Origin of the sequence: Benzoatithermus flavus (genome assembly GCF_037908215.1) — a bacterium.
GTDB lineage: Bacteria > Pseudomonadota > Alphaproteobacteria > Geminicoccales > Geminicoccaceae > Benzoatithermus > Benzoatithermus flavus.
The window spans coordinates 144870-169510 of the sequence record NZ_JBBLZC010000009.1; the positions used below are offsets into that span (position 1 = coordinate 144870).

Consider the following 24641-nt stretch of genomic DNA (forward strand, 5'->3'; position numbering starts at 1 on the left):
CCCCGGCAGGACAGGAATCGGGACGGCAGCATGACAGCGCTTTCCACCGTCGTCGTCGGCCAGCTCGGCACCGGCGGGCAGCTTCTCCTCTGGGCGTTGCGTCAGCGGCTCGCGGATCGGGGCGAGACCACGCCGAAGCTCGTCCAGGGCTTCCTTCTCGCTTGCGGCCTTTCCGGCGTCGAGCAGGCGCTCCAGTGCTTCGAGCGCCTGTTCGACTGTCTCGAGCGCCACGCGCGCTGCGAGGTGGGCTTCTGCCCTTTGCGCTGCGCCTGCCTCAGCCGCGACGAGGCCACTTGCCTCGCTCTCCTCGCCGCGGCACAAGCCGGTGACATCGTGCGGTCCGAGCGGCTCGCCTGCGCCCTGGTCGGCGCCGAGCGGGCGGCAGCGCTGTGCGAGGCGGCGCGAGCGCTCGCGGACGTGCTCGGCCGCGCCGGCCACGTGTTCTCCCTGCCGCCCTCGGCCGCCGTGCGCGAGGCCGTGCTGCACTGATGTCGCAGGAACTGCGACGGCAGTTCCCTTTCCAACCGGTTTTCGGCAGTTCCCCCCGAAGGAACAAGGAGCCAAAAGATGCAGAAACGGACCCGGATCTGGCTCGGGATCGGCAGCGCTGTCCTGGTCGGCGGTGCCGCCACGGCCGGTCTCGACCGGGACGACGGCCTTCTGGTCCCGAAAGCCCTGGCGCAGAGCCATGCCGGGCACATGATGCTGGTGCAGGGTGGCGAGGGCGGCGAAGGCGGCGAGGGTGGCGAAGGCGGCGGCGCCGCCACGACCGACGAAGAGTCCGTCCTCGAGCCGGATCAGGCGCTCGCGAGCGATCTCCTCCTCATGAAGGGCCACTACCGCGTCGGCGACCGGCTCGTGCGCGCCGGGCGCTGGTCCGAGGCATTGCCGCACTTCCTGCACCCGATCGAGGAACTCTATCCCAACGTCCGCGAGATCCTGGCCGAGCGCGACCAGCCGCCCTTCGGCGATGCGCTCGACCAGCTCGCCCGCCTCGTGCGCCGCCAGGCCGACCTCGCCGCCTACGAAAAGCAGCTCCAGGAGGTGCAGGGCCGGATCGACGCGGCTCTTGCCACCGTGCCGGCCGAGAAGCGCGGCTCGGCCACGTTCGTGGGCTCGGTCGCGGTCTCCCTCCTCGACACCGCGGCCGAGGAGTACGCCAATGCGTTCGACGAGGAAGGCAAGCTCGTCAACGTCGTCGAGTACCAGGACAGCATGGGCTTCGTGGAGGAGGCGGCGGATCTCCTCGGCAAGCATGCCGATGCCTTCAAGAGCAGCGGCAACGCGCAGCGTTATGCCGAGATCGAGAGGTCCCTGGCCGAGCTGCGCAAAGCCTGGCCCGACGTCACCCCGCCGAAGAAGCCGGTGATGCAGCCGGGCGAGGTGCTGGCGGGTGTGTCCAACATCGAGCTCGCGGCGAGCGGGCTGCGCTGAGGCGGCGATGGCGATCCGTCGCTTTCTCCACCTCGCGCTCCTGGCGAGCCTGGTCCTCGCCCCTCTGCCCGGTGCCGCGGCCGGCGGCGGCCGGGCGCTCGAGCGGCTCAAGGCCCGCTACGCGCGGCCGGCCGGGGTGCCGTTTCCCGCCGACAATCCGTTCACGCCCGAGAAGGCGGCGTTGGGCGAGCGTCTGTTCCACGAGCCGCTGCTCTCGCAGAACGGCAGCTTCGCCTGCGCCACCTGCCACGACCCCGGCCAGGGCTTCGCCGACGGGCAGGCGCTGGGCCGCGGCGTCCCCGGCGAACTTCTGCCCCGACACACGCCGACCTTGTGGAATCTCGCCTGGGCGCCGGCACTCTTCTGGGATGGCCGCGCCGCCTCGCTCGAGGAGCAGGCCAAGGGGCCGATCCAGAACCCCAAGGAGATGGCGCAGCCCCTTGCCGAAGGTGTGAGGAAGCTCGCCGCGCGCGAAGACTATCGCGCGGCCTTCGCCAGAGCCTTTCCTGCCTCGCCCGTGGTGGACGAGACCCGTCTGCTCTTGGCGCTTGCCACCTACGAGCGCACCCTGGTCTCGCCCGTGACACGCTTCGACCGCTGGATCACGGGCGATGCGAACGCCCTTGATGCGGCCGAGATCCGCGGCTTTCTCCTGTTCAACGGCAAGGCCGGCTGCGCCAACTGCCACGAGGGCTGGGCGTTCACCGACCACGGCTTCCACGATATCGGCCTTCCCGGCGGGGATCGCGGCCGTGGCGCCGTGATCGGCCTCGACGTCGCCGACCATGCCTTCAAGACGCCCAGCCTGCGCGAGCTCGGCCGCACCGCGCCCTACATGCACGACGGCCGCTTCGCGACGCTGGACGAGGTGCTCGATCACTACACGGGTGGGATCGTGGAACGGCCCAGCCTGTCGCCCGATCTGCGGCGGATAGCGCTGACCCCGGACGAGCGCCGCGACCTTTTGGCTTTTCTCGGCACGCTCACGGCAAAGACACAGGAGCCGGCTCCTCTGGTCGTGGCGGTGCCCGCCGATGCGAGCCGGGAAGAGGTGGTCGCGACCGGCACGGTCCGGCAGAAGGACAAACGCTTTGCGCCCGGCCATATCCGGATCGCGGCGGGCGAGCGGCTCACCGTCGTCAACGACGACAGCCGGACGCACAATGTCCGCGTCAGCGATCCCAGGCTCGCCTTCGACAGCGGCGCCCAGGACCCTGGGCAGAGCATAGCGCTCTCCTTCGCCGAGCCCGGCCGCTACCAGCTGTTCTGCGGCATCCATCCTGCCATGAGGCTCACGGTCGAGGTCGAGTCGGCCGGCAGCCAATAGGCGGAAAATCCCTGCGCCGATCGTCCTTCGGCACGAGCAGGCATGGACCGCCGCTCGTTGCCGGATTGACAAGCCGTCAGGTGTGGCGCAGTTGCTTGGGCCAGGCGTGCAGCATACAACGTAGCTTCGCCTTGTCGGCTTCAGGCCGGACTTGTTGCCGACCCTCAGCGGAGGTGCCAGCGGTCAACCCCGGCAGGTGCCGCAACGAGAATGACAAAAGATGAGCTACTTCCTGCAGCAACTGGTCAACGGCCTCACGCTGGGCGCCATGTACGGGCTGATCGCGATCGGCTACAGCATGGTGTACGGCATCATCGGCATGATCAACTTCGCCCACGGCGAGATCTACATGATCGGCGCCTTCCTGACGGTGATCGTGTTCACGCTCCTGGGCATGCTCGGTATCACCTGGGTCCCTCTGGCACTGCTCACGGTGCTGATCGTGGCGATGCTGATCACGGCCACCTATGGCTGGACGGTGGAGCGCATCGCGTATCGGCCCTTGCGCGGCTCGTTCCGCCTGGCGCCTCTGATCTCCGCCATCGGCATGTCGATCTTCCTGCAGAACTTCGTGCAGATCACCCAGGGTGCCAACGTCAAGCCCCTGCCGCCCAAGATCACGGGCGGCTTCGTGTTCGGCGCCGACACCGCCTTTCCGGTCCAGATCAGCTACACCCAGATCTTCGTCATCGTGCTCACGGTCGTGCTGATGGCCGCGTTCTCGTTCCTGATTGCGAGCACCCCCCTCGGCCGTGCGCAGCGCGCCTGCGAGCAGGACCTCAAGATGGCGGGCCTGTGCGGGGTCAACGTCGACCGGACGATCTCGGCCACCTTCGTCATGGGTGCAGCGCTCGCCGCCGTCGCCGGCCTGATGGCCTCGCTCTATTACGGCGTCATCGACTTCTTTATCGGCTTCCTCGCCGGGGTTAAGGCCTTCACCGCGGCGGTGCTGGGCGGGATCGGCTCGATCCCCGGCGCCATGCTGGGCGGGCTGGTCCTGGGCCTCGTCGAGGCGTTCTGGTCCGGCTACTTCACCATCCAGTACAAGGACGTGGCGGCCTTCAGCATCCTGGTGGTCGTCCTGATCTTCCTGCCCACGGGCCTCTTGGGCAAGCCCGAGATCGAGAAGGTCTGAGTCGATGGCCACCACCACGACCGTCGTCACCGGCGCGCGCGGCGCATCGGTCCTGCAACCGGCCCTAAAGGATGCGCTGCTCGCCGCCTTCGTCACCTTCGTGCTGCTCGCACCGCTGCTCGGCATGCGCACGACGAGCGGCCCGGAAGGGATGACGCTCGAATTCCACTTCGAGGCGGTGCTGCTCGCCACGGCGATCGTGTTCGTCGGCCGGCTGGCGCTCACCCTCTTCCGCACGAGCCGGGGCGTCGCACCCGCTGCTCCCAGCAGGGCGCTCACCAAGCTCGGCGCAGCGGTCTCCGCGCGCTCGGGCTGGCTCGCGGCCGCCGGCCTCGTCTTCGCCTTCGTGCTGCCGTTCCTGCCGTTCGCCAGCCGCTACGTGGTCGACGTCGCCACCACCGTCCTGATCTACGTCATGCTCGGCTGGGGCCTCAACATCGTGGTGGGCCTGGCGGGGCTGCTCGATCTCGGCTACGTCGCCTTCTACGCCGTCGGCGCCTATTCCTATGCGCTCCTGGCCAAGACCTTCGGCTTCAGCTTCTGGCTCTGCCTGCCGCTCGCCGGCCTCTTCGCCGCGAGCTTCGGCATCCTCCTGGGCTTCCCGGTCCTGCGCCTGCGCGGCGACTATCTCGCCATCGTGACGCTGGGCTTCGGCGAGATCATCCGCATCGTGCTGCTCAACTGGCAGAATGTCACGGGCGGCCCCAACGGCATCGCCGACATCCCGCGCCCGAGCTTCTTCGGCCTCGAGTTCACGCGCAGTCCGGCCGAGGGCGAGCGCGCCTTCCACGAGTTCTTCGGCATCGCCTTTTCGAGCCAGCACCGCATCATCTTCCTCTACTTTCTGATCCTGGTGCTGGCGCTGTTCACGAACTTCGTCGTGCTTCGCCTGCGCCGGCTGCCGATCGGGCGGGCGTGGGAGGCGCTGCGCGAAGACGAGATCGCCTGCAAGGCCCTGGGCATCAACCCGACCAACACCAAGCTCACGGCCTTCGCGCTGGGCGCCATGTTCGGCGGCTTCGCGGGCTCGTTCTTCGCCACCCGGCAGGGCTTCATCAGCCCGGAGAGCTTCACCTTCATCGAGAGCGCCACGATCCTCGCCATCGTCGTCCTGGGCGGCATGGGCAGCCAGCTGGGCGTGGTGCTGGCAGCCACCGTGCTCGTGGTTCTCCCCGAGCTCGCGCGCGAGTTCGAGCAGTACCGAATGCTGCTGTTCGGAGCGGCCATGGTGGCGATCATGGTCTGGCGACCCGGCGGGCTCATGGGCCATCGCGACCCGACCATCCGCCTGCACAAGGTCGGCACCGTCGAAGGAGCCCCCCGATGAGCAGCGCCGCGGCTCTCGACGTCCAGCATCTGACGATGCGCTTCGGCGGTCTCGTCGCCGTCAACGACCTCAACTTCGTGGCCGCCCAGCGCGACATCACCGCGATCATCGGCCCGAACGGTGCCGGCAAGACCACGGTGTTCAACTGCCTCACCGGCTTCTACCGGCCGACCGTGGGCCAGCTCACCTTCCACGGCAAGAACGGCCCCGTGCTGCTCGAGCAGATGGACGGCTTTCGGATCCCGCGCGAAGGCATCGCCCGCACGTTCCAGAACATCCGCCTGTTCGCCAACATGAGCGTGCTCGAGAACCTGATCGTCGCCCAGCACAACCGGCTGATGGTGGAATCGGGCTTCAGCGTGCTCGGGCTCTTGGGCGCCGCCCGCTACAGAAAGGCCGAGCGCGAGGCGGTGGAACTCGCGAAGTTCTGGCTCGATCGCACCGGGCTCGGCCCGCGCGCCGACTGGAACGCGGGCTCTCTGCCTTACGGCGAGCAGCGCAAGCTCGAGATCGCGCGCGCCATGTGCACGCAGCCGACGCTCCTGTGCCTGGACGAGCCGGCGGCCGGCCTCAACCCGCGCGAGACCGCCGATCTCTCGCAGCTCCTTCTCGACATCCGCGACGAGCACAAGGTCGCGATCCTTTTGATCGAGCACGACATGGGCCTCGTGATGCGCATCTCCGACCACATCGTGGTCCTGGACTACGGGCGCAAGATCGCCGACGGTACGCCCGACGAGGTCAGGAGCGATCCCGCGGTCATCAAGGCCTATCTCGGCGAGCCCGAGGAGGAGGAGCTGCCGCCCGAGGTGAAGGCCGATCTCGGGGTGGAGGGGACCGCCTGATGCTCCGGCTCGAGAACGTCCACACCCGCTACGGCAACATCGAGGCCCTGAAAGGGGTCAGCCTCGACGTCGAGCAGGGCGAGATCGTCACGATCATCGGCGCCAACGGCGCGGGCAAGTCGACGCTGCTCATGACGATCTGCGGCAGCCCGAAGGCCTCCGAGGGGCGGGTCCTCTACGAGGGCCGGGACATCACGCGCCTGCCCACCTACGACATCGTCAATCTCGGCATCAGCCAGTCGCCGGAAGGCCGACGCATCTTCCCGCGCATGACCGTCTACGAGAACCTGCAGATGGGGGCCGTGCCCACCGGCGGCAAATGGTTCGAGCAGGACCTCGAGCGGGTGTTCACCCTGTTCCCGCGCCTGAAGGAGCGCCTGCACCAGCGCGGCGGCACGCTCTCGGGCGGCGAGCAGCAGATGCTGGCGATCGGCCGCGCTCTCCTCGCCCGCCCGCGCCTCCTGCTCCTGGACGAGCCCTCGCTCGGCATCGCCCCCATCCTGGTGCAGCAGATCTTCAAGGCGATCGTCGAGATCAACAGGATGCAGGGGCTCACGATCCTCCTCGTCGAACAGAACGCCTACCAGGCGCTCAAGATAGCCCACCGCGGCTACGTGCTGGCCACCGGCCGCCTCGTCATGGCCGGCACAGGAAGGGAGCTCCTGGCCAATCCCGAGATCCGCGCGGCCTACCTCGAAGGCGGGCACTGAAGCCATGGACCTCGCCACCCTCCTGGGCGCTCCGCCCGCCGTCTTCGTCGGGCTCACCCTGATCCTGATCGGCGGGGCCGCGGTCCTCACCGGCCGTGCCATCGGCGGCAACTGGAAGCCGGCGTGGCAGGTCGTGGCCGCCGGCATCGGGCTTGCCATCATCGACCGGTTCCTGATCTTCGCCCTGTTCGAGGGCACGCTTCTGAGCTTATGGGGTTTCGTGCTCCACTACGCCCTGTTCGTGGCGCTGGGCCTCGTCGCCTGGCGGATCGCGCGCGTCAGCAAGTTCGTGCGTCAGTACCCCTGGCGCTACCAGCGGACCTCGCTTCTCTCCTATGAAGAGACGGCGCGCGGCTGAGCGAGCCGAAACCGGCTTGTCAACCCGTTGCGCCTCCCTGAATAATCGTGACCGGCTATAACATTCTACCGACAAGGGGAGCTCCTCGGGAGCACCCGTCAGCCGAGGGAAGGTACATCATGCGTCGTGTCACCAGCTTGCTCTTGGGCGCATCCGCGCTCGTCCTGCTCGGCGGCACCGCCGCGCGCGCCGACATCACCATCGCCGTCGCCGGGCCGCTGACCGGCCAGTATGCCGTGTTCGGGGAGCAGATGAAGCGCGGTGCCGAGCTCGCCGTAAAGGACATCAACGCCGCCGGCGGCATCAACGGCGAGAAGCTCGTGCTCGAGACCGGCGACGACGCCTGCGACCCGAAGCAGGCGGTGGCGGTCGCCAACCAGTTCGTCAACAAGGGCGTCAAGTTCGTCGCCGGCCATTTCTGCTCGGGCTCGTCGATCCCGGCGTCGAAGGTCTACAACGAGGAGGGCATCCTGCAAATCACGCCGGCCTCGACCAACCCCACCCTGACCGAGCAGGGCTTCGGCAACGTGTTCCGCACCTGCGGCCGCGACGACGTCCAGGGCCAGTATGCGGCGAATTACGTCGTCCAGCACGGCATCGGCAAGAAGATCGCGATCCTTCACGACAAGTCGCAATACGGCAAGGGCCTGGCCGACGAGTTCAAGAAGGGGCTCAACGCCAAGGGCGTGCAGGAGGTGATGTACGAGGCCATCACCCAGGGCGACAAGGACTTCTCGGCGCTCATCACCAAGATGAAGAACGCCGGTGTCGACCTGATCTATCTCGGCGGCTACCATACCGAGGCCGGCCTGATCACCCGTCAGGCGCGCGAGCAGGGCCTCAACGCCAAGATGATGTCGGGCGACGCCCTGGTCGACAAGCAATACTGGGAGATCACGGGGCCGACCGGCGAGGGCACCCTCATGACCTTCGCCCCCGACCCGCGCAAGTCGCCGGCGGCCGAGAAGGTCGTGGCCGAGTTCAAGGCCACGGGCTACGACCCCGAGGGCTACACGCTCTACACCTATGCCGCGATCCAGGCCTACGTGGACGCGGTGAAGAAGGCGGGCTCGACCGACGTGGATGCCGTCGCCAAGGCCCTGCGCGAGGGCACCTACAACACCGTGCTGGGCCCCATCGCCTTCGACGAGAAGGGCGACGTCAAGGAGCCCAAGTACGTGATGTACCAGTGGAGCAAGGGCAGCTACAGCGAGCTGTGAGCCGGACGGGCTCCTTCTCGGCTGCCGATCACGGAACCGGGCCTTCGGGCCCGGTTCTTCTTCGTGGCCATTGACCGCCATGATGCTTCCCCCGTAAGGGGGAACGCTTCCTTGGCGAAGGTCGCGGACGGTGCTGAAGATCGGGGATGCCGAGACCGACCAGCTCGCACGCGAGCTCGCCGAACTCACCGGCGAGAAGATCGCCGATGCAGTACGGAAGGCGATCCAGGAACGGCTGGCCCGGGAGTGCCGCCGGCGCGAGCGCGGCCCCCTCGGCCGGATCGAGGAAATCGTCTGCGCCTACAACGCCAAGCCCGTGCTGGATCCGCGCACGCCCGGGGACATGCTCTACGACGAGTGCGGCTTGCCCAAGTGATGATCGTCGATACGTCGGCCATCGTCGCCATCTTTCTCGACGAGCCTGAGGGGCCGCTGTTCCGCGACCTGATCCGCGCCGCCGATGAGCCACGGATGTCGGCCGCTCGCGTGGCCGAGACGTTGATCGTGCTCGACAATCGAACCGGCGACGACAACAGCGAGCTCTTGGTGAACATACTCTTCGAGCTCGGCGTGGTCGTCGAGGTGGTCACCCTGACGGAAGCCCTGATCGCCGCCGACGCCTACCGTCGCTTCGGCAAGGGACACCATCCCGCCAAGCTGAATTACGGCGACTGCTTCGTCTGTGCCCTTGCGAAGAGCCTGAACCTGCCGCTCCTGTTCAAGGGCGACGACTTCCGGCATACCGACATCCGGCCCGGTGCTGTGACGGGCGAGGAGAGCTGCGCCGATGCCAATCATCAACCGCATCGCCGAGTTTCAGGACGAGATCGCGGCCTGGCGCCGCCATCTGCACGCGCGGCCGGAACTCGGCTTCGAGGAGCACGCAACGGCGGCCTTCGTCGCCGGCAAGCTCGAGAGCTTCGGAGTCGACGAGGTCCACACCGGCCTCGCCCGCACCGGCGTGGTCGGCGTGATCCGTGCCGGCACGAGCGCGCGGCGGATCGGGCTGCGCGCCGACATGGATGCCTTGCCGATCCAGGAGGAGACCGGGCTGCCCTGGGCGTCGCAGGTGCCGGGGCGGATGCACGCCTGCGGCCATGACGGGCACACCGCCATGCTGCTCGGCGCTGCCCGCTACCTCGCCGAGACCCGCAACTTCGACGGCACCGTCTATCTGATCTTCCAGCCCGGCGAGGAGGGCTTCGGCGGCGGGCGCGAGATGGTGAAGGACGGCCTTTTCAAGCGCTTCCCGGCCGAGCAGATCTTTGGCCTGCACAACTGGCCTTATGCTCCGGCCGGCAGCTTCGCCATGTGCAAGGGTCCGGCCATGGCCGCCTCCGACGAGTTCACGATCGAGATCGTGGGCAGGGGCTGCCACGCCGCGATGCCGCACACGGGACGCGATCCGGTGGTGGCCGCGGCGCTGCTGGTCCAGGCGCTGCAGCCTCTGGTGGCGCGCGAGGTCGATCCGCTCGACAACGCGGTCGTCTCGGTGACCAGGATCGCGGGCGGGCACGCCTATAACATCGTGCCCGAGCGGGTCGAGCTCTGGGGCACCATCCGCACTTTCCGCGAGGAGACGAGGGCGCACCTGATCCGCCGGGTACAGGAGGTGGCGAAGGGCACGGCGTTGGCGCAGGGGCTCGAGGCCGAGGTGCGGATCCTCGAGGGCTATCCCGCCACGATCAACAGCCCGCGCGAGGCGCAGCTCGGTGCCGACGTCGCGGCCGAGATCGCGGGCGAGGACCGGGTCGAGCGCGATCCGGCGCCTGCCATGGGCTCGGAGGACTTCGCCTTCATGCTGAAGGAGCGGCCCGGCAGCTATATCTGGATGGGTACCGGCACCGGTACCGGCGACGAGCCGCTCCACAGCCCGCGCTACGACTTCAACGACGCGACCCTCGCCTACGGCGTGAGCTACTGGGCGCGGCTGGTCGAGCGGCTCCTGCCGAAGGCGGCATGACCAGCGGCGAGCCACCGCGGGCCGGCTCCTACCGGGTGATCTACGCCGACCCGCCCTGGCGGTTCGTCACCTACTCCGACAAGGGCAAGGGCCGCAGCGCCGAGGCGCACTACGACTGCATGAGCCTCGAGGAGATCAAGGCGCTGCCGGTGAATGCCTGGGCAGGACCCGACGCCGCCCTGTTCTTATGGACCACCGACCCGATGCTGCCCCGCTCGCTCGAGGTCCTGGAAGCCTGGGGCTTCGCCTACAAGACAGTGGCGTTCTACTGGGTCAAGCTCAACAAGGGCCGCGACCCGGCCCGCCTCGCGCCGCAGGACTTTTTCACCGGTATGGGCTTTTGGACCCGCGCCAACCCGGAGATCTGCCTGCTCGCCACGCGCGGCCATCCGCGACGACGCCGCGCCGACGTGCCGAAGCTCTTGGTCTCACCGCGCCGCGAGCATTCCAGAAAGCCGGACGAGGCCTATGCCCGGATCGAGCGCCTGGTCGAGGGCCCCTACCTCGAGCTGTTCGCCCGCACGAGCCGACCGGGCTGGGACGCGTTCGGCAACCAGACCGGCCTGTTCGACCGGGCCGGGCCTGTTCATACCCGAAGGAGGCCATCGAGCAGCCGGCCCACCATGCAGGCGGATGGAGATTAACGTGAATGCGGAAAATAATCCGCTCCGCCATCCTCCGGGACGCAGGACCGGACCAATCCGCGGTTTACCTGCGCCCCCGACGCGTTAAGATCGGCTTAATCGGGCAAGCTGGCGCGGGACGGTGCGGATCATGGCGAGAGAGCGTTATCCCGGCGAGCGGCGCGGGCTCAGCCTGTTCCTCGAGAACCTGTTGCCGATCGCCGAGCGCGTGCTCGGCCACGACGCGCTCCTGTTCCATGCGATCCGCCGGGCGCTGCACACCGGTGATCTCGACCATCTCCGCCATGCGCGCACGCTCTTCAACCATCTGCCGCGCGAGCAGCGGCACGCCCTCTCGGCAGCCGTGGTGGCGAGCAGCAACGCGCTCGCGGCACCGCCCAAGGACAAGCTGCTCGCGAGCTACGCCCGCCGCGAGCCGGCCCCGTTCGTCTCATTCGAGAGCCCGCAGCGCGGCCACGGCCCGCCCTCGGTGACGCTCGGCCACGAGCTCCTGCCGCCGAGCCCGGTCCGGGTGATCGTGACACCGGGCACCCTGCCCCGCACCGCCGCCGACAGCCTCAGGCGCATCGCCGGCATGATCGAGCGGGACCGCCGGCTCCTGTCGGAGCGCTACTGGCGCGGCCGCGGCGACGAGAAGAGCGCGGACGAAGCACCGGGCGACCAGAGCGACAGCGGCTGAGCCTCGTGAAGCCCCTGCCGCTCAGGCGCCGTACTCGTCTTCGTAGGCCGGGACCGGCTCGGCTGCGGGCGGCTGTGCGCCGTCCTTGCCCTGCTCGAGCCGGGCGCGCATCACCGCATCGTCGAGCTCGATCTGCGAGCACAGACCCAAGAGCACGGGATCGCGCGGACGGATGTCCTGGCTCTTCCAGTGAGTCCGGTCGCGCACGGCCTGCACCGTCGCCTTGGTGGTGCCGAGCAGCTTGCAGATCTGCTGGTCGCTGAGTTCGGGATGATGGCGCAGGAGCCAGGCGATGGCATCGGGCCGGTCCTGCCGCTTGGAGAGCGGCGTGTAGCGCGGCTCCTTGCGCTTGGGTGGCTTGATCTCGGATGCGACCGACTTCGCGAGCCGGAGCCGCGCCTTGGGGTCCTTCTCGCAGCGCTCGATCTCGCTGCGCTGGAGCATGCCGGCACCGATCGGATCGAGCCCGCGAATGCCCGTCGCCACCTCGCCATCCGCGATGCCTTTCACCTCGAGCGGGTGCAGGCCGCAGAAATCCGCGATCTGCTCGAAGGTGAGCGCCGTGTTCTCGACCAGCCAGACGGCCGTGGCCTTCGGCATCAGGGGTCGATCCATGCGATACTCCTGCAAGAACGACGAGATGAACGATGACGCGCGGGAGGCTTCGCAAGTAGAGGTGGCGCGGGACCGCGTCAAGCGCAAGGGATGGCTGGCATCACCGCTAGGCCGCCTTGCGCCGTACCTTGCGTTCCAGGGCCGCGAGCCGACGGCGCCGGTGGCGGTTGAGCGGGCGCATCGGCGCGGGTTCGCTCGTGCCGTTCCGCAGCGGTGCCGGCGCCGGGCGGCAAAGGCGCGGGCTCGCCGGGCCGGCGGGTGGCGTTCGGGGCCGCGCGCGCCTTGCCCTCGGCGGTGACGGGACCGTGCGAGCGGGTGCCGTTCATGCGCGAGGCTTCAGCTTGCGCGGGCGAGCGGGGGGTGGGGCGAGACGTTGGCCATGCGCAGGCTCCCGGCCGAGGCGCACCGAATTCCAGCATATCATCCTTATCAAGAAATATATCCTATAGCCGGCTGTGCCGGGCGACCGCGGTTGACAGATCACCATCGGCATTCGTGAGATGCGTGCGCGTCTGGTCGAGCTCGTGAGTCGCGTGGAACGCGGTGAGACCGTCGTCATCACGCGCAGCGGCAAGGAGGTGGTGCGGCTCGGCCCGCCAGCGCGGCGCCCCGAGCGGCGGCCGGGGCGGATGTGGGCAGCGCCGGAGATCGGTGCGGGCCTCGAACCGCTGGCGGAGATCGCGACCGGGCGGCGGCACGGGGTTGTCGCTCTCGGCCGCGACCGACGCGCTCGGCCTCCAGGAAGCCATGGGCGTCCCGCCCCTAATCCTTCACCGGCACGGTGTAGTTCAGTGCCAGCCTGCCGCCGTCGATGTAGACGCACTGGCCGGTGATGTAGCTGGCATCGTCGCTGGCGAGGAACAGGACGAGCTTCGCCACCTCCATCGGATCGCCGGTGCGGCCCATGGGCGTGCGCGAGAGGATGCGGCGGCGGGCCTCGTCGTTGTTCATCACCACCTTCAGGATGTCGGTCATGATCGAGCCGGGGCCGACCGCGTTGACGCGGATGTTCTTGTCGGCGAGTGCCAGCGCCATGACCTTGGTGAGCTGGTTGAGGCCGCCTTTGCTCACGACGTAGGGCACCTGGTTCGGAATCGCGAGCACGGCATTGGCCGAAGACATGTTGACGATGGCCCCGCCGCCACGGGCGACCATGGCGCGGGCCGCGGCCTGGCCGACGAGGAAGGGCCCCTTCAGGTTCACGCGCAGGACCTTGTCGAAGTCGGCCTCGGCGAGATCGAGGAAATCGGCGGTCTTGATGATGCCGGCATTGTTGACGAGAACGTCGAGCCGGCCGCCCCACTCCAGCGTGGCGTCGATCAAGGCACCTGCGTCGCGCGCGTCGCCGACGTCGGTGCGGACGAAATGGACCTTGCTGCCACGCGAGCCCAGCTCGGCCACGAGGGCCTGACCGTGCTCCACGTCGACGTCGGCGATCACGACCGCCCCGCCCTCGGCCACGAACGCCTCCACACAGGCGCGGCCGATGCCCTGCGCTCCGCCCGTGACGATGACGACCTTGCCGTCGAACCGCATGGTTGCGCTCCCCTTGCTCCATCGCGCTCTCACGGTCGGCGCTCTAGCACGCCCCGGCGATCCGGTCAGCGGCCGCGGGAGCCTTGGCAGCAGCTTGACTTTTATTTAGACGAGGCTAACTTTTTTCATGTTAACTCGTCCCCGTTCTCTCTCGCGGTCGAGGCAGCGCCATGGACATGTTCGCGAATCCGCCGGCCTGGCGCAGCGCACCCGCGCTGCCGAGCCTGCCCGAGGTGCACGGCTCGATCCCGGTGGCACGCTCGGGTAAGGCGCTGCGGCGGCTCCTGAGCTTCGTCGGCCCCGGCTATCTCGTCGCCGTGGGCTACATGGACCCCGGCAACTGGGCGACCGATCTCGCCGGCGGCTCGGCCTTCGGCTACACGCTGCTCTCGGTGATCCTGCTCTCGAACCTGATGGCGATCCTGCTCCAGTCGCTCTCGGCCCGGCTCGGCATCGCCACCGGCCGGGATCTGGCGCAGGCCTGCCGGGACCACTACCCGCCCGCCGTCAACTATGCGCTCTGGTTCCTGTGCGAGCTCGCGATCATCGCCTGCGACCTCGCCGAGGTGATCGGCACGGCGATAGCGCTCCAGCTCCTGTTCGGCATTCCGCTGGCGCTGGGGGCGCTTTTGACCGGGCTCGACGTGCTGCTCGTCCTGATGCTGCAGCACAAGGGCTTCCGCTGGCTCGAGGCGTTCATCATCGGGCTGATCAGCCTGATCGGCGTCTGCTTTCTGATCGAGCTCTTCCTCGCCCGGCCCGATCTCGCTGCAGTCGCGAAGGGCTTCGTGCCGAGTCCTACGATCGTCACCGAGCCGGCGATGCTCTACATCGCGATCGGCATCCTCGGCGCCACGGTGATGCCGCACAATCTCTATCTCCACTCCTCGATCGTGCAGACGCGGCGCTGGGCGCCGACGCTGGAGGGCAAGCGCGAGGCGGTGCGCTTCGCCACGATCGACAGCACGGTGGCGCTGAGCTTCGCGCTCTTCATCAACGCCGCGATCCTGATCCTGGCCGCCGCCGCGTTCCACGCCACCGGTCAGACCGGGGTCGCGGAGATCCAGGACGCCTATCACCTTCTGGCGCCCACACTGGGGGCGGCCGCGGCGAGCACGCTGTTCGCGCTCGCCCTTCTCGCCTCGGGCCAGAACTCGACCGTGACGGCGACACTCGCCGGGCAGATCGTGATGGAGGGATTCTTGCGGCTCCGGCTGCCGCCCTGGCTCCGGCGGATCGTGACGCGGCTCGTCGCGATCCTGCCGGTGGTCACGGTGGCCTGGCTCTACGGCGAGGGCGGCACGGCGCAGCTTTTGATCCTGAGCCAGGTGGTCCTGAGCCTGCAGCTACCGTTCGCCGTGGTGCCGCTCGTGCGCTTCACGACCGACCGCCGGAAGATGGGCGAGCTCGTGGCGCCGCGCTGGCTGGGCGGCCTGGCCTGGGTGGTGGCGGCGGTAATCATCGCGCTCAACGCGAAGCTGCTGTTCGACGTGGCCACGGGCGGCTGAGGGGCGGCGAAGGCCGCCCCTCGTCCCGCGATCTCAGGCGCCGGCCGGGCCGGCCGCCGGGCGGAGCATCCGGCGCAGCGTGGCGTCGCGGTCGAGCAGATGGTGCTTGAGAGCCCCGAGGACATGGAGGCCGACCAGCGGCAGGAGGAGGAAATTGGCCATGACCACGTGCAGGGTCTCGCCGACCTCGTGCAGCAGCGGGCTCTGCGGCACCAGCGGGATCGGCACCGGCAGGCCGAACGGCATCGGCGTGCGGCCCGTGGCGGCGACGGTCAGGATGCCGGTGAGCGGCAGGAGCAGGAGCACCGCGAGCAGCAGGCGGTGGACGATCCGCGCCAGCCGCTCCTCGAGCACGCGCGGCCGGGACGAGGCCGCCGCCGGCATGCCGCAGGCGAGCCGCCAGCCGAGACGTGCGGCCGCGAGAAACAGGGCGAGGAAGCCCAGGGAGATGTGGAGGGCGGCGAGCGCGTCGCGCTCGGGCCCGCGCGGCAGCTCCGTGAACGTCCAGCCCAGCCAGACCAGCGCGGCGACGAGGAAGGCGCTCGACCAGTGGAGCGCGATCGAGACCAGGCCGTAGCCGGACCTGCTGTCCTTGACGAGCATGGTTCGTCCCTCTCGTACCCCGTCCTCACTCGTCGTCGCGGTCGCCGCGGGGACCGCGGTCGCCGTGGCGGCGCAGCTCGTCGGGCATTATGGCGCCGTCGCCGTTGCGGTCGAGATGGCGGATCATGCCGGCGAAGCGGGCGCGGAACTCCTCCGTCGTGATGCGGCCGTTGCCGTCGGCGTCGTTCGCCTGGAACTGGCGCACCATGCGCGGTCGCATCGCATCGAGCCAGAGCGCCTGATACTCCTCGAGGCTCAAGGTGCCGTCGCCGTCGCGGTCGTACTTCTTGAGCTGCGCGTCGCGCACGGCGTCGATCTCGTCCTGGGTGATCTTGCCGTCCTTGTTGCTGTCGAACTGATCGAACAGCATCATGGGTCCGCCCATGCCGCCGAAGCCGGGGCCGCCGCCGTGCCAGCCGCGGGCCACGGCGGCTCCGGCCCCCAGGGCCAGAGCGCCGGCGAGGACGGCACCCGTCAGGAACAGGGTCTTCTTCGCTGGAATGCGCATGGTTCGTTCCGTCTCCTGTTGACGACCCCAGGAGACCGTACGGGCGTAACGAGAGTTTGGCGCGCGGCCCGGCTCTTCGTCGCGAGCTGCGGCGAAAGCGGATGCCCGGGAAACTTCGTTACATTTCGCTGCTACGCATGGCAGCGGATGCGGGCATACTGCGCTCGCAGCCTCCCGAGCGGCCCGGCCATGACGGACAGCGCCCCCCATCTCCTCGTCGTCGACGATCATCGCGAGATCCGCGACCTCCTCGCCCGCTATCTCACCAAGCACGACTACCGGGTGAGCGTGGCCGACAGTGCCATGGCGGCGCGGCGCGTGCTCGAGACCAGCCGGATCGACCTTGTCGTGCTCGACCTCATGCTGCCGAAGGAGGACGGGCTCTCGCTCTGCCGCTCCTTGCGGGCGAAGAGCGACGTGCCGATCATCATGCTCACCGCCATGGCCGAGGACACGGACCGGGTGGTCGGGCTCGAGATGGGGGCGGACGACTACGTCACGAAGCCCTTCAACCCGCGGGAGCTCCTCGCCCGGATCAAGGCCGTGCTGCGGCGCACCCACAGCTTGCCGCCGCAGCCCGAGCGGCCCGCGGCGCGCCGTCTCCGCTTCGACCGCTGGACGTTCGACGTGGCGCGGCGCGAGCTCGTCGGCGAGGACGGGGTGGCGGTGCCCTTGAGCACGGGCGAGTTCCTGCTGCTCGGCGTCTTTTTGCGCCATCCAGGCATGGTGCTGACCCGCGACCAGCTCCTCGATCTCACCCGTGGCCGGGACGCCGCCCCCTTCGACCGCTCGATCGACAACCAAGTGAGCCGGCTCAGGAAGAAGATCGAGCGCGATCCGCGCCGGCCGCAGCTCATCAAGACCCACTGGGGCGGCGGCTACAGCTTCACGGCCGAGCCGGTCGAGACCGCATGAGGCGCCTGCGGCCCGGCAGCCTCGCCGGTCAGCTCGTGCTGATCGTGCTGGCGGCGCTGATCGCCGGCCAGAGCCTGAGCTTCCTCATCTTCGCCGACGAGCGCCGGGCGGCCCTGCGCGCCGCCAACCGCGAGCAGGTGCTGGCCCGGACCGCGACGCTCGTGCGGCTTCTGGACGAGACTCCGCCCGATCTGCACGAGCCGATCCTCGCGGCGAGCAGCAGCCGGCAGCTCCGCTTCCAGATCGGACGGGAGAGCGCCGTCGACATCGGCGAGAATTGGCACGGCCGCAACCGCCTCGCCCGGCAGCTCGGGGAGCTCCTGGACGGCAATGGCGGCCGCCCGGTGCTGGTCGACATCCGGGGCGACGAGCGGCGGCTCGAGAACCTGATCGGCTTCGCGCCTTTGGACGAGGCGACCGGCCGGCCGCGCTACTGGCAGGGGCGGCGTGGCCCGGTCGGGCTCGTGGCCGCGGTGCAGCTCGGGGACGGACGCTGGCTCAACGCCGAGACCTCGTTCCCGACACCGCCGGCCTGGGGGCTGCCGAATCTGGTCTCGCTCGTGCTTACGGCGGTGCTCGTGGGCGTCGCGGTGGTGCTAGCGGTGCGCCGGCTCGCCCGACCGCTGGCACGCCTCGCCGTTGCCGCCGACGCGCTCGGCCGGGGCGAGGCGCTGCCGCCTCTACCCGAGGTGGGGCCAGCCGACATCAGGAGCACGGTGCGCGCCTTCAACCGGATGCAGGCCCGGCTCAAGCGCTTCGTCGACGACCGTACCGCCATGCTGGCGGCGGTGAGCCACGACCTCAGGACGCCCATCACCTCGCTCCGGCTCCGGGCCGAGTTCGTCGAGGACGACGAGACTAGGGAACGCATGCTGGACACGCTGGACGAGATGCAGCGGATGGTCGAGGGCACGCTCGCCTTCGCGCAGGGCGAGGCGGCGAGCGAGGAGACGCGGGTGGTCGACCTCGCGGCCCTGGTCGAGAGCATCGTCCTCGATCTCACCGATCTCGGCGCGGATGTCGCCTTCGCTAGTCCGGGCCGACTCGCCTATCGCTGCCGGCCACTGGGCCTGCGGCGCGCTCTGCGCAACCTGATCGAGAACGCGGTGCGCTACGGCAAGCGTGCGCAGGTGAGCCTCGCGAGCGATCGCGACGGTGTTCGCATCGTGATCGAGGACGAGGGGCCCGGCATCCCGCCCGACATGATGGAGCGGGTGTTCGAGCCCTTCGTGCGGCTCGAGGGCTCGCGCTCGCGCGAGACCGGTGGCATCGGCCTCGGGCTCGCGATCGCCCGCTCGATCGTGCGCGGCCATGGCGGCGACATCCGGCTCGAGAACCGGCCCGAGGGAGGCTTGCGGGTCACGATCGCCCTGCCGGCCGCAGGCGATGCGTGGCCGGCGGGCTGATACGCGAGCGCCCTGCTCTGCATCGCCGCCTCGATGCGGAACGGCCCGATGCCGTTCGGGCATCGGGCCGCTTCCACGCACAACGTCGAGGCGACAACCTCCGCAGGTCCGATCCGAGAGGAGTGCTGCAACGCAACAGGACTGTCGCCGCCGACGGCGCCGGTCGCAACCCGAATCGGCGCATGGCTCACATGCACCCTTGACAGGGACTAAACCCCTCCTCACGCGTTCTTTATGGTCGCGCCGCTCACCCGACCCAGTCTCTCTTGCGAGGATGGACGCGTGGCGGCGGGTCGGCCGCTCGCCTCACCGATGACGGGAGCACGGGAGTTGGCTGGCATGCGTACGATCGCTCTTGCCGTCGCCATGCTGTCGGCCGCGGGCTGCGCCCACGCGGCAGCACCGCAGGGGCCGGTTCGGACCGAGAAGGCGACCTTTCGCGTGGTCGAGGTCGTGGGCGGGCTCGAGAACCCCTGGGGGATGGCTTTCCTGCCGGACGGCGGGATGCTGGTGACGGAGCGGCCGGGCCGGCTGCGCCTCGTCGAGAACGGGAAGCTGCGCGCGGAGCCCGTCAAGGGCGGGCCCGAGGTCTATGCCAGGGGCCAGGGCGGCCTGCTCGATGTCGCCCTCGATCCGGCCTTCGCCCAGAACCGGCGGATCTATCTCAGCTACGCTCATGCCGAGGGCGGCAAGACCACGACACGGGTGATGCGCGCCCGCTACGCGCCCGAGGGACTCTCCGAGCAGAAGGTGATCTTCTCGGCCGAGCCCATGATCCAGAGTTCGGCCCATTTCGGCTCGCGGCTCGCCTTCGGCACCGACGGCACGCTCTTCGTCACCGTGGGCGAGCGCTTCGTCGCCCGGCAGGACGCGCAGAATCTCGCGACCGATCTCGGCAAGGTCTTACGGATCACGACCGATGGCACAGCACCTCCGGACAACCCGTTCGTGGGCCGCGAGGGTGCCCGTCCCGAGATCTACACTTTTGGCCACCGTAACCCGCAAGGGCTCGTGGTCGACCCGCGCAATGGACGGGTCTGGGAGCAGGAGCACGGTGCGATGGGCGGGGACGAGATCAACCTGCTCAAGCCCGGCGCCAACTACGGCTGGCCCGAGGTGGCCTATGGCAAGAACTACGACGGCACCACGATCGGCACCGGCAGGAGCATCGCTCCCGGCGTCGAGGCGCCCGTGTTCTACTGGGACCCGTCGATCGCCCCTTCCGGCATGACGCTCTATCTCGGCGACCGGTTTCCGGGCTGGAACGGCGATCTCCTCGTGGGTGCGCTCAAGTACCAGCTCGTGAGCCGGCTCGATCTCGACGAAGAAGGCCGGGTGGTGAAGGAGGAGCGCTTCCTCGAAGGGGCGCTCGGCCGTATCCGCGACGTGCGCACCGGGCCGGACGGGCTCGTCTATCTCCTGACCGACGAGGATCCGGGCGGACTCTACCGGCTGGAGCCGGTCACCGAGGCGGGCTGAGCGGCGGCGGGAGCGGGAGGCGATGCAGCGCAGGCGGCTGGGGCGGAACGGCCCGGACGTGTCGGCGATCGGGCTCGGCTGCATGGGCATGTCGTGGGCCTATGGGCCGGCCGACGAGACGGAGAGCATCGCCACCATCCATGCCGCCATGGCGGCCGGGATCGACCTGCTCGACACCGGCGACTTCTACGGTATCGGCCACAACGAGGAGCTGATCGGACGCGCGATCCGCGGCCGGCGCGACGAGGTGTTCATCGCCGTCAAGTTCGGGGCCTTGCGCGATCCTTCGGGCGGCCTGATCGGCTTCGATGCGCGCCCCGCCTCGGTCAGGAACTTCCTGAGCTACACGCTGCGCCGGCTCGGTACCGATCATGTCGATCTCTACCAGCCCGCCCGCGTCGACCCGGCCGTGCCGATCGAGGACACGGTGGGCACGATCGCGGATCTGATCCGGGCCGGCTACGTGCGTCATCTCGGCCTCTCGGAAGCCGGGGCGGGCACCATCAGGCGCGCGCACGCGGTCCATCCCGTGGCCCAGCTCCAGATCGAGTACTCGCTCATGACCCGCGGGATCGAGGCCGCGATCCTGCCGACCTGCCGCGAGCTCGGCATCGGCGTCACGGCCTATGGCGTTCTTTCGCGTGGCCTTCTGAGCGGGCGGCTCGCCGCCGGCACGACGCTGGGTGCCGACGATTTCCGCACCCGCGCACCACGCTTTCAGGGCGAGAACCTCGCCCGCAACCTCGAGCTGGTCGAGGCCTTGCGCCGGATCGCCGTGGAGAAGGGTGCGACACCCGCCCAGCTCGCGATCGCCTGGGTCCTGAGCCGTGGCGAGGACATCGTCCCGCTCGTGGGTGCGAGGCGGCGCGACCGGCTGGAGGAGGCTCTGGGTGCGCTCGATCTCGTGCTGGACGCGGACGACCTCGTCCGAATCGAGGCGGCGGTCCCGGCGGGTGCGGTGGCGGGGACGCGCTACGACGCGCACGGCATGCGGATGCTCGACAGCGAGGGCCGGCCGGGCGGCTGAGACGAAAGCCGGACATGCGGGGCGACCTGATGACAGGCTCGCCCGAAGGCCCTATCTCGGGAGCTGCCCACGCACCTCGGAATGGTGGTAGGGCATCCGTGCCATCGCTCCCCGGGTCTGCCATGTCGCTTCGGATCACCACCTGGAACGCCAACTCGATCCGCCTGCGGGAAAGCTCGCTCAAACGGATCGTGGCGGAGATCCGGCCGGACGTGCTGTGCCTGCAGGAGATCAAGGTCGAGGACGACAAGTTCCCTTACGATCTCTGCCGCGAGCTCGGCTTCCCGCACCTGCACGTTCACGGCCAGAAGGCCTATCACGGCGTCGCCGTGCTCTCGAAGCTGCCGCTCGAGCAGTGCCATGCCCGGAAATGGTGCGGTAACGGCGATTGCCGGCACGCGATCTGCACGTTGCCGGGCGGGATCGAGCTGCACAATTTCTATATCCCGGCCGGGGGCGACATCCCCGATCCGGAAGCGAACCCCAAGTTCCGCCACAAGCTCGACATGCTGGAGGAGCTCACCGGCTATTTCGGCGGACGCAAGGGCGATGGGGCCAGGATGGTGGTCCTGGGCGATCTCAACATCGCCCCGCTCGAGACCGACGTGTGGAGCCACAGGCAGCTCCTCGACGTCGTCTCGCACACGCCGGTCGAGACCGAGGGGCTGATCCGGCTGCAGGAGGCGTACGGGTTCGTCGACGCGGTGCGCACGGTGATCCCGCCCTCGCAGAAGCTCTTCACCTGGTGGTCCTACCGCAACCGGGACTGGGACGCCTCCGACCGCGGCCGCCGGCTCGACCATATCTGGCTCTCGCCGGCACTGGCGCCGCATCTCGTCACGGCCGAGGTCCGGCGCGCGGCGCGCGGCTGGGAGAACCCGAGCGACCACGTGCCGGTGACGGTGGAGCTCTCGGTCCGGCCATGACCGCGCTTCAGCGCCCGCCGCTCGCGATCACCATGGGCGAGCCCGCCGGGATCGGCGGCGAGATCCTGCTGGCAGCGTGGCAGGCGCTCGCCGCGACCGGGCCCGCGTTCGTGGCGCTGGACGATCCGGACCGGCTGACGCGGCTGGCCGCAGGACTCGGCTGGCCCGTCCCGATCCGCGCCGTGGCGAGCCCGGGCGAGGCCGTCGCGGTCTTCCCCCGTGCGCTTCCGGTCCTGCCGCTGAGCCGGTCGGTCGAGGCGACGCCCGGCCGTCCGGAGCCGCGCCATGCGCCCATGGCACTCGAGAGCATCGAGCGGGCGGTGAGCCTGACCCGGGCGGGCGAGACGGCGGCCGTGGTCACGAATCCGATCCAGAAGAGCACGCTCTATGCGGCGGGCTTCCGCTTTCCCGGCCATACCGAGTACCTGGCCGAGCTCGCCGGCGGCTGCCGGGTCGTGATGATGCTGGTCGGGCCGTCGCTGCGCGTCGTGCCGCTCACGATCCACGTGGCACTCGCGGCGGTGCCGCGGATCCTGAACCCGGCGCTCATCGTCGGGCAGGGGCGGATCGTGGCCCGTGCGCTGCGCTCCGACTTCGGCATCGAGCGGCCCCGGCTCGCCTTCGCCGGGCTCAACCCCCATGCCGGGGAGGACGGGGCCATGGGCGACGAGGAGGCGAGGCTGATCGTACCCGCACTCGCGAGCCTGCGGGCCGAGGGCATCGACGTGCGCGGGCCGCTGCCGGCCGACACCATGTTCCACGTCCACGCGCGCAGCCGCTACGACGTCGCCTTGTGCATGTACCACGACCAGGCGCTGATCCCGATCAAAACCCTCGATTTCGACGAGGGGGTCAACGTCACGCTGGGCCTGCCCTTCGTGCGCACCTCGCCCGACCACGGCACGGCGCTCGACATCGCCGGCAAGGGCGTCGCCCGGCCGCAGAGCCTGATCGCCGCCATCCGCCTCGCCGCCGAGACGGCGGAACGCCGGCACGCGGCGGCCGGCGGGGCCGATCCGGGATCGGCCGCGGGCGGATGAGGAGCGGCGGCATGGCTGGCTCGCGGCGTCGCCAGGGTCTGGCCTCGGGTCTGACGCTCTCGTTCCTGCTCGTCGCCGCCTGCAGCGCCACGGACGGGAACGGCTCGGGCCTGTCGTGGAAGTCCGGCAACTGGGTCAACGGCGACAGCGACCGGCTACAGCGGTTCGAGGCGATGCGGGGGCGGCCGTCCGATGCGGTGACACAGTCCCTGCGCGGCAAGGACACGTGGGCCGAGCACGCGGGTGCCCGCAGCGAGGCCGAGGTCGAGCGCGAGTTCCGGCGATCCCCGAGCGACTGGCGCGCGACCCCGCCGACCTTCGCCGGCATTTTCGAGGGCTCCGCCTGGATGGCGCACGTCTGGGGCGGTTACCCGGCGACCGAGCATCGCCGGCGAATCATCCACCTCGCCTGGATGAACGTCGTGCCGCGCACGGTCGGCAATGGCTGGGAGAACGGCCGCTACCGCAACCCCGAGATCTGGCGGCAGATCAAGGAGGGCGCCGCTGACAGGTACATGTTCCTACTGGGTCGCAAGTTCGCCTATCTCGACGAGAGATACGGCGATACGCGCTATCCCATGACCATCGACCTGGGCTACGAGTGGACCATCCCTTCTCATCCGGATCTGCCCGAGGGGTCCTATCGCGTCGGCGACACCACGCACTACACCTATCGGGATTTTCCCTATGGCTGGTCCCGTCTGGTCCGGGTATTCAAGGAGGGCTACAAGTACCAGCGCGGCGGCCGACCCTGCAGCTACCGCTTCGCCTGGCGGCCGCAGCTCCGCTTCGTCGCCCTCGACCGTACGAGCAGCGAGAACCGGCTCGTCCGCCACGAAGAGCTGTGGCCCAACCTGGCGCAGGACTGGATCATCGCCGAGGACGTGGTGATCGACGGTGTGAAGGTGCTGCCGGCGGGTCCGATCGGCCGGGCCGCGGACATCCTCGCCGTCTCCTGGCACGACAGCTCCAGGGAGCGGGTGCGCGGCTCGAGCAGCACCGCCCCGGGCAACAACTGGCAGCAGATCCTGGACGGCTTTCCGACCCACTGGGGCCTGCAGGAGGCTGCCGACTTCGCGGCGCGCCAGGGCGTGCTGCTGGCGCTGCCGGAGTGGGCCGCGCGCGGCGCCTCGCATCCGCCCGCCTCGCCCTATCCGGGCGACGTCTATCGCTTCACCTTCGCATTCTTGAAGAGGAACGCGGGCATCCTCGCCTATGAGACGGTGTTCGACCAGGGCTCGGGCAATCTATACCGTCCCTGGACGCCGACGCCGCCATCCCCCGAGCAGGACCCGCTGCGGGTCTATCGCGAACTCTGGGGGAGCGGACCGGGTGCCTGAGGCGGATCGAACGGCGGTTCGTACAGGAGCGGGCCCGATTCCAGCGCCTGCAGGCATCACCGGCGCGTCTCGCCGGCATCGGCGGAACGCACGCAT

26 protein-coding genes and 1 pseudogene are annotated in these 24641 nt (G+C 69.3%); 23 read left to right on the forward strand and 4 right to left on the reverse strand.

From position 1 onward, the window contains the following. Positions 1-30: 30 nt before the first annotated feature. From U1T56_RS11170 to U1T56_RS11235, 14 genes and pseudogenes are all read left to right on the forward strand, one after another. Positions 31-489, forward strand: a complete 459-nt coding sequence (locus tag U1T56_RS11170; RefSeq protein ID WP_418159548.1) for a hypothetical protein — start codon at positions 31-33, stop codon at positions 487-489. A 78-nt stretch (positions 490-567) separates the two neighbouring features. Beyond that, positions 568-1434 (forward strand): hypothetical protein, encoded by an 867-nt coding sequence (locus U1T56_RS11175; RefSeq protein ID WP_418159549.1) that lies wholly within the window; start codon positions 568-570, stop codon positions 1432-1434. 7 nt (positions 1435-1441) lie between these two features. Then, positions 1442-2761, forward strand: coding sequence for a cytochrome c peroxidase (locus U1T56_RS11180; RefSeq protein ID WP_418159550.1), 1320 nt, complete (start codon positions 1442-1444; stop codon positions 2759-2761). Between the two features lie 220 nt (positions 2762-2981). After that, entirely contained in the window at positions 2982-3896 is a 915-nt protein-coding gene (locus U1T56_RS11185) for an ABC transporter permease subunit (protein WP_418159551.1), read from the forward strand. 4 nt (positions 3897-3900) lie between these two features. Continuing rightward, positions 3901-5223 carry a high-affinity branched-chain amino acid ABC transporter permease LivM gene (livM, locus tag U1T56_RS11190; protein WP_418159552.1) on the forward strand — a complete coding sequence of 441 codons (1323 nt, stop codon included), beginning with the start codon at positions 3901-3903 and terminating at the stop codon, positions 5221-5223. Next, the gene (locus U1T56_RS11195; RefSeq protein WP_418159553.1) at positions 5220-6068 is read left to right on the forward strand and encodes an ABC transporter ATP-binding protein; all 849 of its coding nucleotides are present in this window, start codon (positions 5220-5222) and stop codon (positions 6066-6068) included. The genes livM and U1T56_RS11195 overlap by 4 nt, the downstream gene beginning before the upstream one ends. Beyond that, positions 6068-6778 (forward strand): ABC transporter ATP-binding protein, encoded by a 711-nt coding sequence (locus tag U1T56_RS11200; protein ID WP_418159554.1) that lies wholly within the window; start codon positions 6068-6070, stop codon positions 6776-6778. The genes U1T56_RS11195 and U1T56_RS11200 overlap by 1 nt, the downstream gene beginning before the upstream one ends. A gap of 4 nt (positions 6779-6782) precedes the next feature. Further along, positions 6783-7136 (forward strand): DUF6867 family protein, encoded by a 354-nt coding sequence (locus U1T56_RS11205; RefSeq protein WP_418159555.1) that lies wholly within the window; start codon positions 6783-6785, stop codon positions 7134-7136. Between the two features lie 119 nt (positions 7137-7255). Further along, positions 7256-8356, forward strand: coding sequence for a branched-chain amino acid ABC transporter substrate-binding protein (locus U1T56_RS11210; protein WP_418159556.1), 1101 nt, complete (start codon positions 7256-7258; stop codon positions 8354-8356). A 130-nt stretch (positions 8357-8486) separates the two neighbouring features. Further along, the gene (locus tag U1T56_RS11215; RefSeq protein ID WP_418159557.1) at positions 8487-8732 is read left to right on the forward strand and encodes a type II toxin-antitoxin system VapB family antitoxin; all 246 of its coding nucleotides are present in this window, start codon (positions 8487-8489) and stop codon (positions 8730-8732) included. Beyond that, positions 8732-9043: pseudogene (locus U1T56_RS11220) on the forward strand (type II toxin-antitoxin system VapC family toxin); the annotation flags it as partial. The gene U1T56_RS11215 and the pseudogene U1T56_RS11220, both read left to right, overlap by 1 nt. 100 nt (positions 9044-9143) lie before the next feature. After that, on the forward strand, positions 9144-10319 hold the full coding sequence (locus U1T56_RS11225) for a M20 aminoacylase family protein (protein WP_418159558.1): 1176 nt from the start codon (positions 9144-9146) through the stop codon (positions 10317-10319). Further along, on the forward strand, positions 10316-10963 hold the full coding sequence (locus U1T56_RS11230; protein WP_418159559.1) for an MT-A70 family methyltransferase: 648 nt from the start codon (positions 10316-10318) through the stop codon (positions 10961-10963). Before U1T56_RS11225 ends, U1T56_RS11230 begins: the two co-directional genes overlap by 4 nt. A gap of 130 nt (positions 10964-11093) precedes the next feature. Beyond that, positions 11094-11642 carry a hypothetical protein gene (locus U1T56_RS11235; RefSeq protein ID WP_418159560.1) on the forward strand — a complete coding sequence of 183 codons (549 nt, stop codon included), beginning with the start codon at positions 11094-11096 and terminating at the stop codon, positions 11640-11642. A gap of 21 nt (positions 11643-11663) precedes the next feature. Here the strand turns inward: U1T56_RS11235 and U1T56_RS11240 are convergent, their stop codons facing one another. After that, entirely contained in the window at positions 11664-12257 is a 594-nt protein-coding gene (locus U1T56_RS11240; RefSeq protein WP_418159561.1) for a DUF1013 domain-containing protein, read from the reverse strand. A gap of 500 nt (positions 12258-12757) precedes the next feature. Between U1T56_RS11240 and U1T56_RS11245 the strand changes: the two genes are divergently transcribed. Continuing rightward, positions 12758-13090 carry a type II toxin-antitoxin system Phd/YefM family antitoxin gene (locus U1T56_RS11245; protein WP_418159562.1) on the forward strand — a complete coding sequence of 111 codons (333 nt, stop codon included), beginning with the start codon at positions 12758-12760 and terminating at the stop codon, positions 13088-13090. Here the strand turns inward: U1T56_RS11245 and U1T56_RS11250 are convergent. Continuing rightward, entirely contained in the window at positions 13020-13793 is a 774-nt protein-coding gene (locus U1T56_RS11250) for an SDR family NAD(P)-dependent oxidoreductase (protein ID WP_418159563.1), read from the reverse strand. The genes U1T56_RS11245 and U1T56_RS11250 overlap by 71 nt on opposite strands. A gap of 170 nt (positions 13794-13963) precedes the next feature. Here U1T56_RS11250 and U1T56_RS11255 point away from each other — a divergent pair, with 170 nt between their 5' ends. Further along, positions 13964-15301, forward strand: a complete 1338-nt coding sequence (locus U1T56_RS11255) for an Nramp family divalent metal transporter (RefSeq protein WP_418159564.1) — start codon at positions 13964-13966, stop codon at positions 15299-15301. Between the two features lie 33 nt (positions 15302-15334). On the opposite strand, the gene U1T56_RS11260 is transcribed toward U1T56_RS11255, so the two are convergent. Next, complete coding sequence (locus U1T56_RS11260) at positions 15335-15904, reverse strand: cytochrome b (protein WP_418159565.1); 570 nt, start codon at positions 15902-15904, stop codon at positions 15335-15337. Between the two features lie 25 nt (positions 15905-15929). Next, positions 15930-16412 carry an EF-hand domain-containing protein gene (locus U1T56_RS11265; protein ID WP_418159566.1) on the reverse strand — a complete coding sequence of 161 codons (483 nt, stop codon included), beginning with the start codon at positions 16410-16412 and terminating at the stop codon, positions 15930-15932. 189 nt (positions 16413-16601) lie between these two features. Between U1T56_RS11265 and U1T56_RS11270 the strand changes: the two genes are divergently transcribed. The 7 genes from U1T56_RS11270 (at position 16602) to U1T56_RS11300 (ending at position 24545) form a co-directional block, all read left to right on the forward strand. Then, positions 16602-17327 (forward strand): response regulator, encoded by a 726-nt coding sequence (locus U1T56_RS11270; RefSeq protein ID WP_418159567.1) that lies wholly within the window; start codon positions 16602-16604, stop codon positions 17325-17327. Beyond that, positions 17324-18733, forward strand: a complete 1410-nt coding sequence (locus U1T56_RS11275) for an ATP-binding protein (protein WP_418159568.1) — start codon at positions 17324-17326, stop codon at positions 18731-18733. Before U1T56_RS11270 ends, U1T56_RS11275 begins: the two co-directional genes overlap by 4 nt. 339 nt (positions 18734-19072) lie before the next feature. After that, entirely contained in the window at positions 19073-20212 is a 1140-nt protein-coding gene (locus U1T56_RS11280; RefSeq protein WP_418159569.1) for a PQQ-dependent sugar dehydrogenase, read from the forward strand. Positions 20213-20234: 22 nt separating this feature from the next. Further along, positions 20235-21239, forward strand: a complete 1005-nt coding sequence (locus U1T56_RS11285; RefSeq protein WP_418159570.1) for an aldo/keto reductase — start codon at positions 20235-20237, stop codon at positions 21237-21239. Between the two features lie 122 nt (positions 21240-21361). After that, positions 21362-22165 (forward strand): exodeoxyribonuclease III, encoded by an 804-nt coding sequence (locus tag U1T56_RS11290; RefSeq protein WP_418159571.1) that lies wholly within the window; start codon positions 21362-21364, stop codon positions 22163-22165. Continuing rightward, a complete protein-coding gene (pdxA, locus tag U1T56_RS11295) occupies positions 22162-23205 on the forward strand; it encodes a 4-hydroxythreonine-4-phosphate dehydrogenase PdxA (protein WP_418159572.1) in 1044 nt (347 codons plus the stop codon). Before U1T56_RS11290 ends, pdxA begins: the two co-directional genes overlap by 4 nt. A gap of 11 nt (positions 23206-23216) precedes the next feature. After that, the gene (locus tag U1T56_RS11300; RefSeq protein WP_418159573.1) at positions 23217-24545 is read left to right on the forward strand and encodes a hypothetical protein; all 1329 of its coding nucleotides are present in this window, start codon (positions 23217-23219) and stop codon (positions 24543-24545) included. Positions 24546-24641 lie beyond the last annotated feature (96 nt).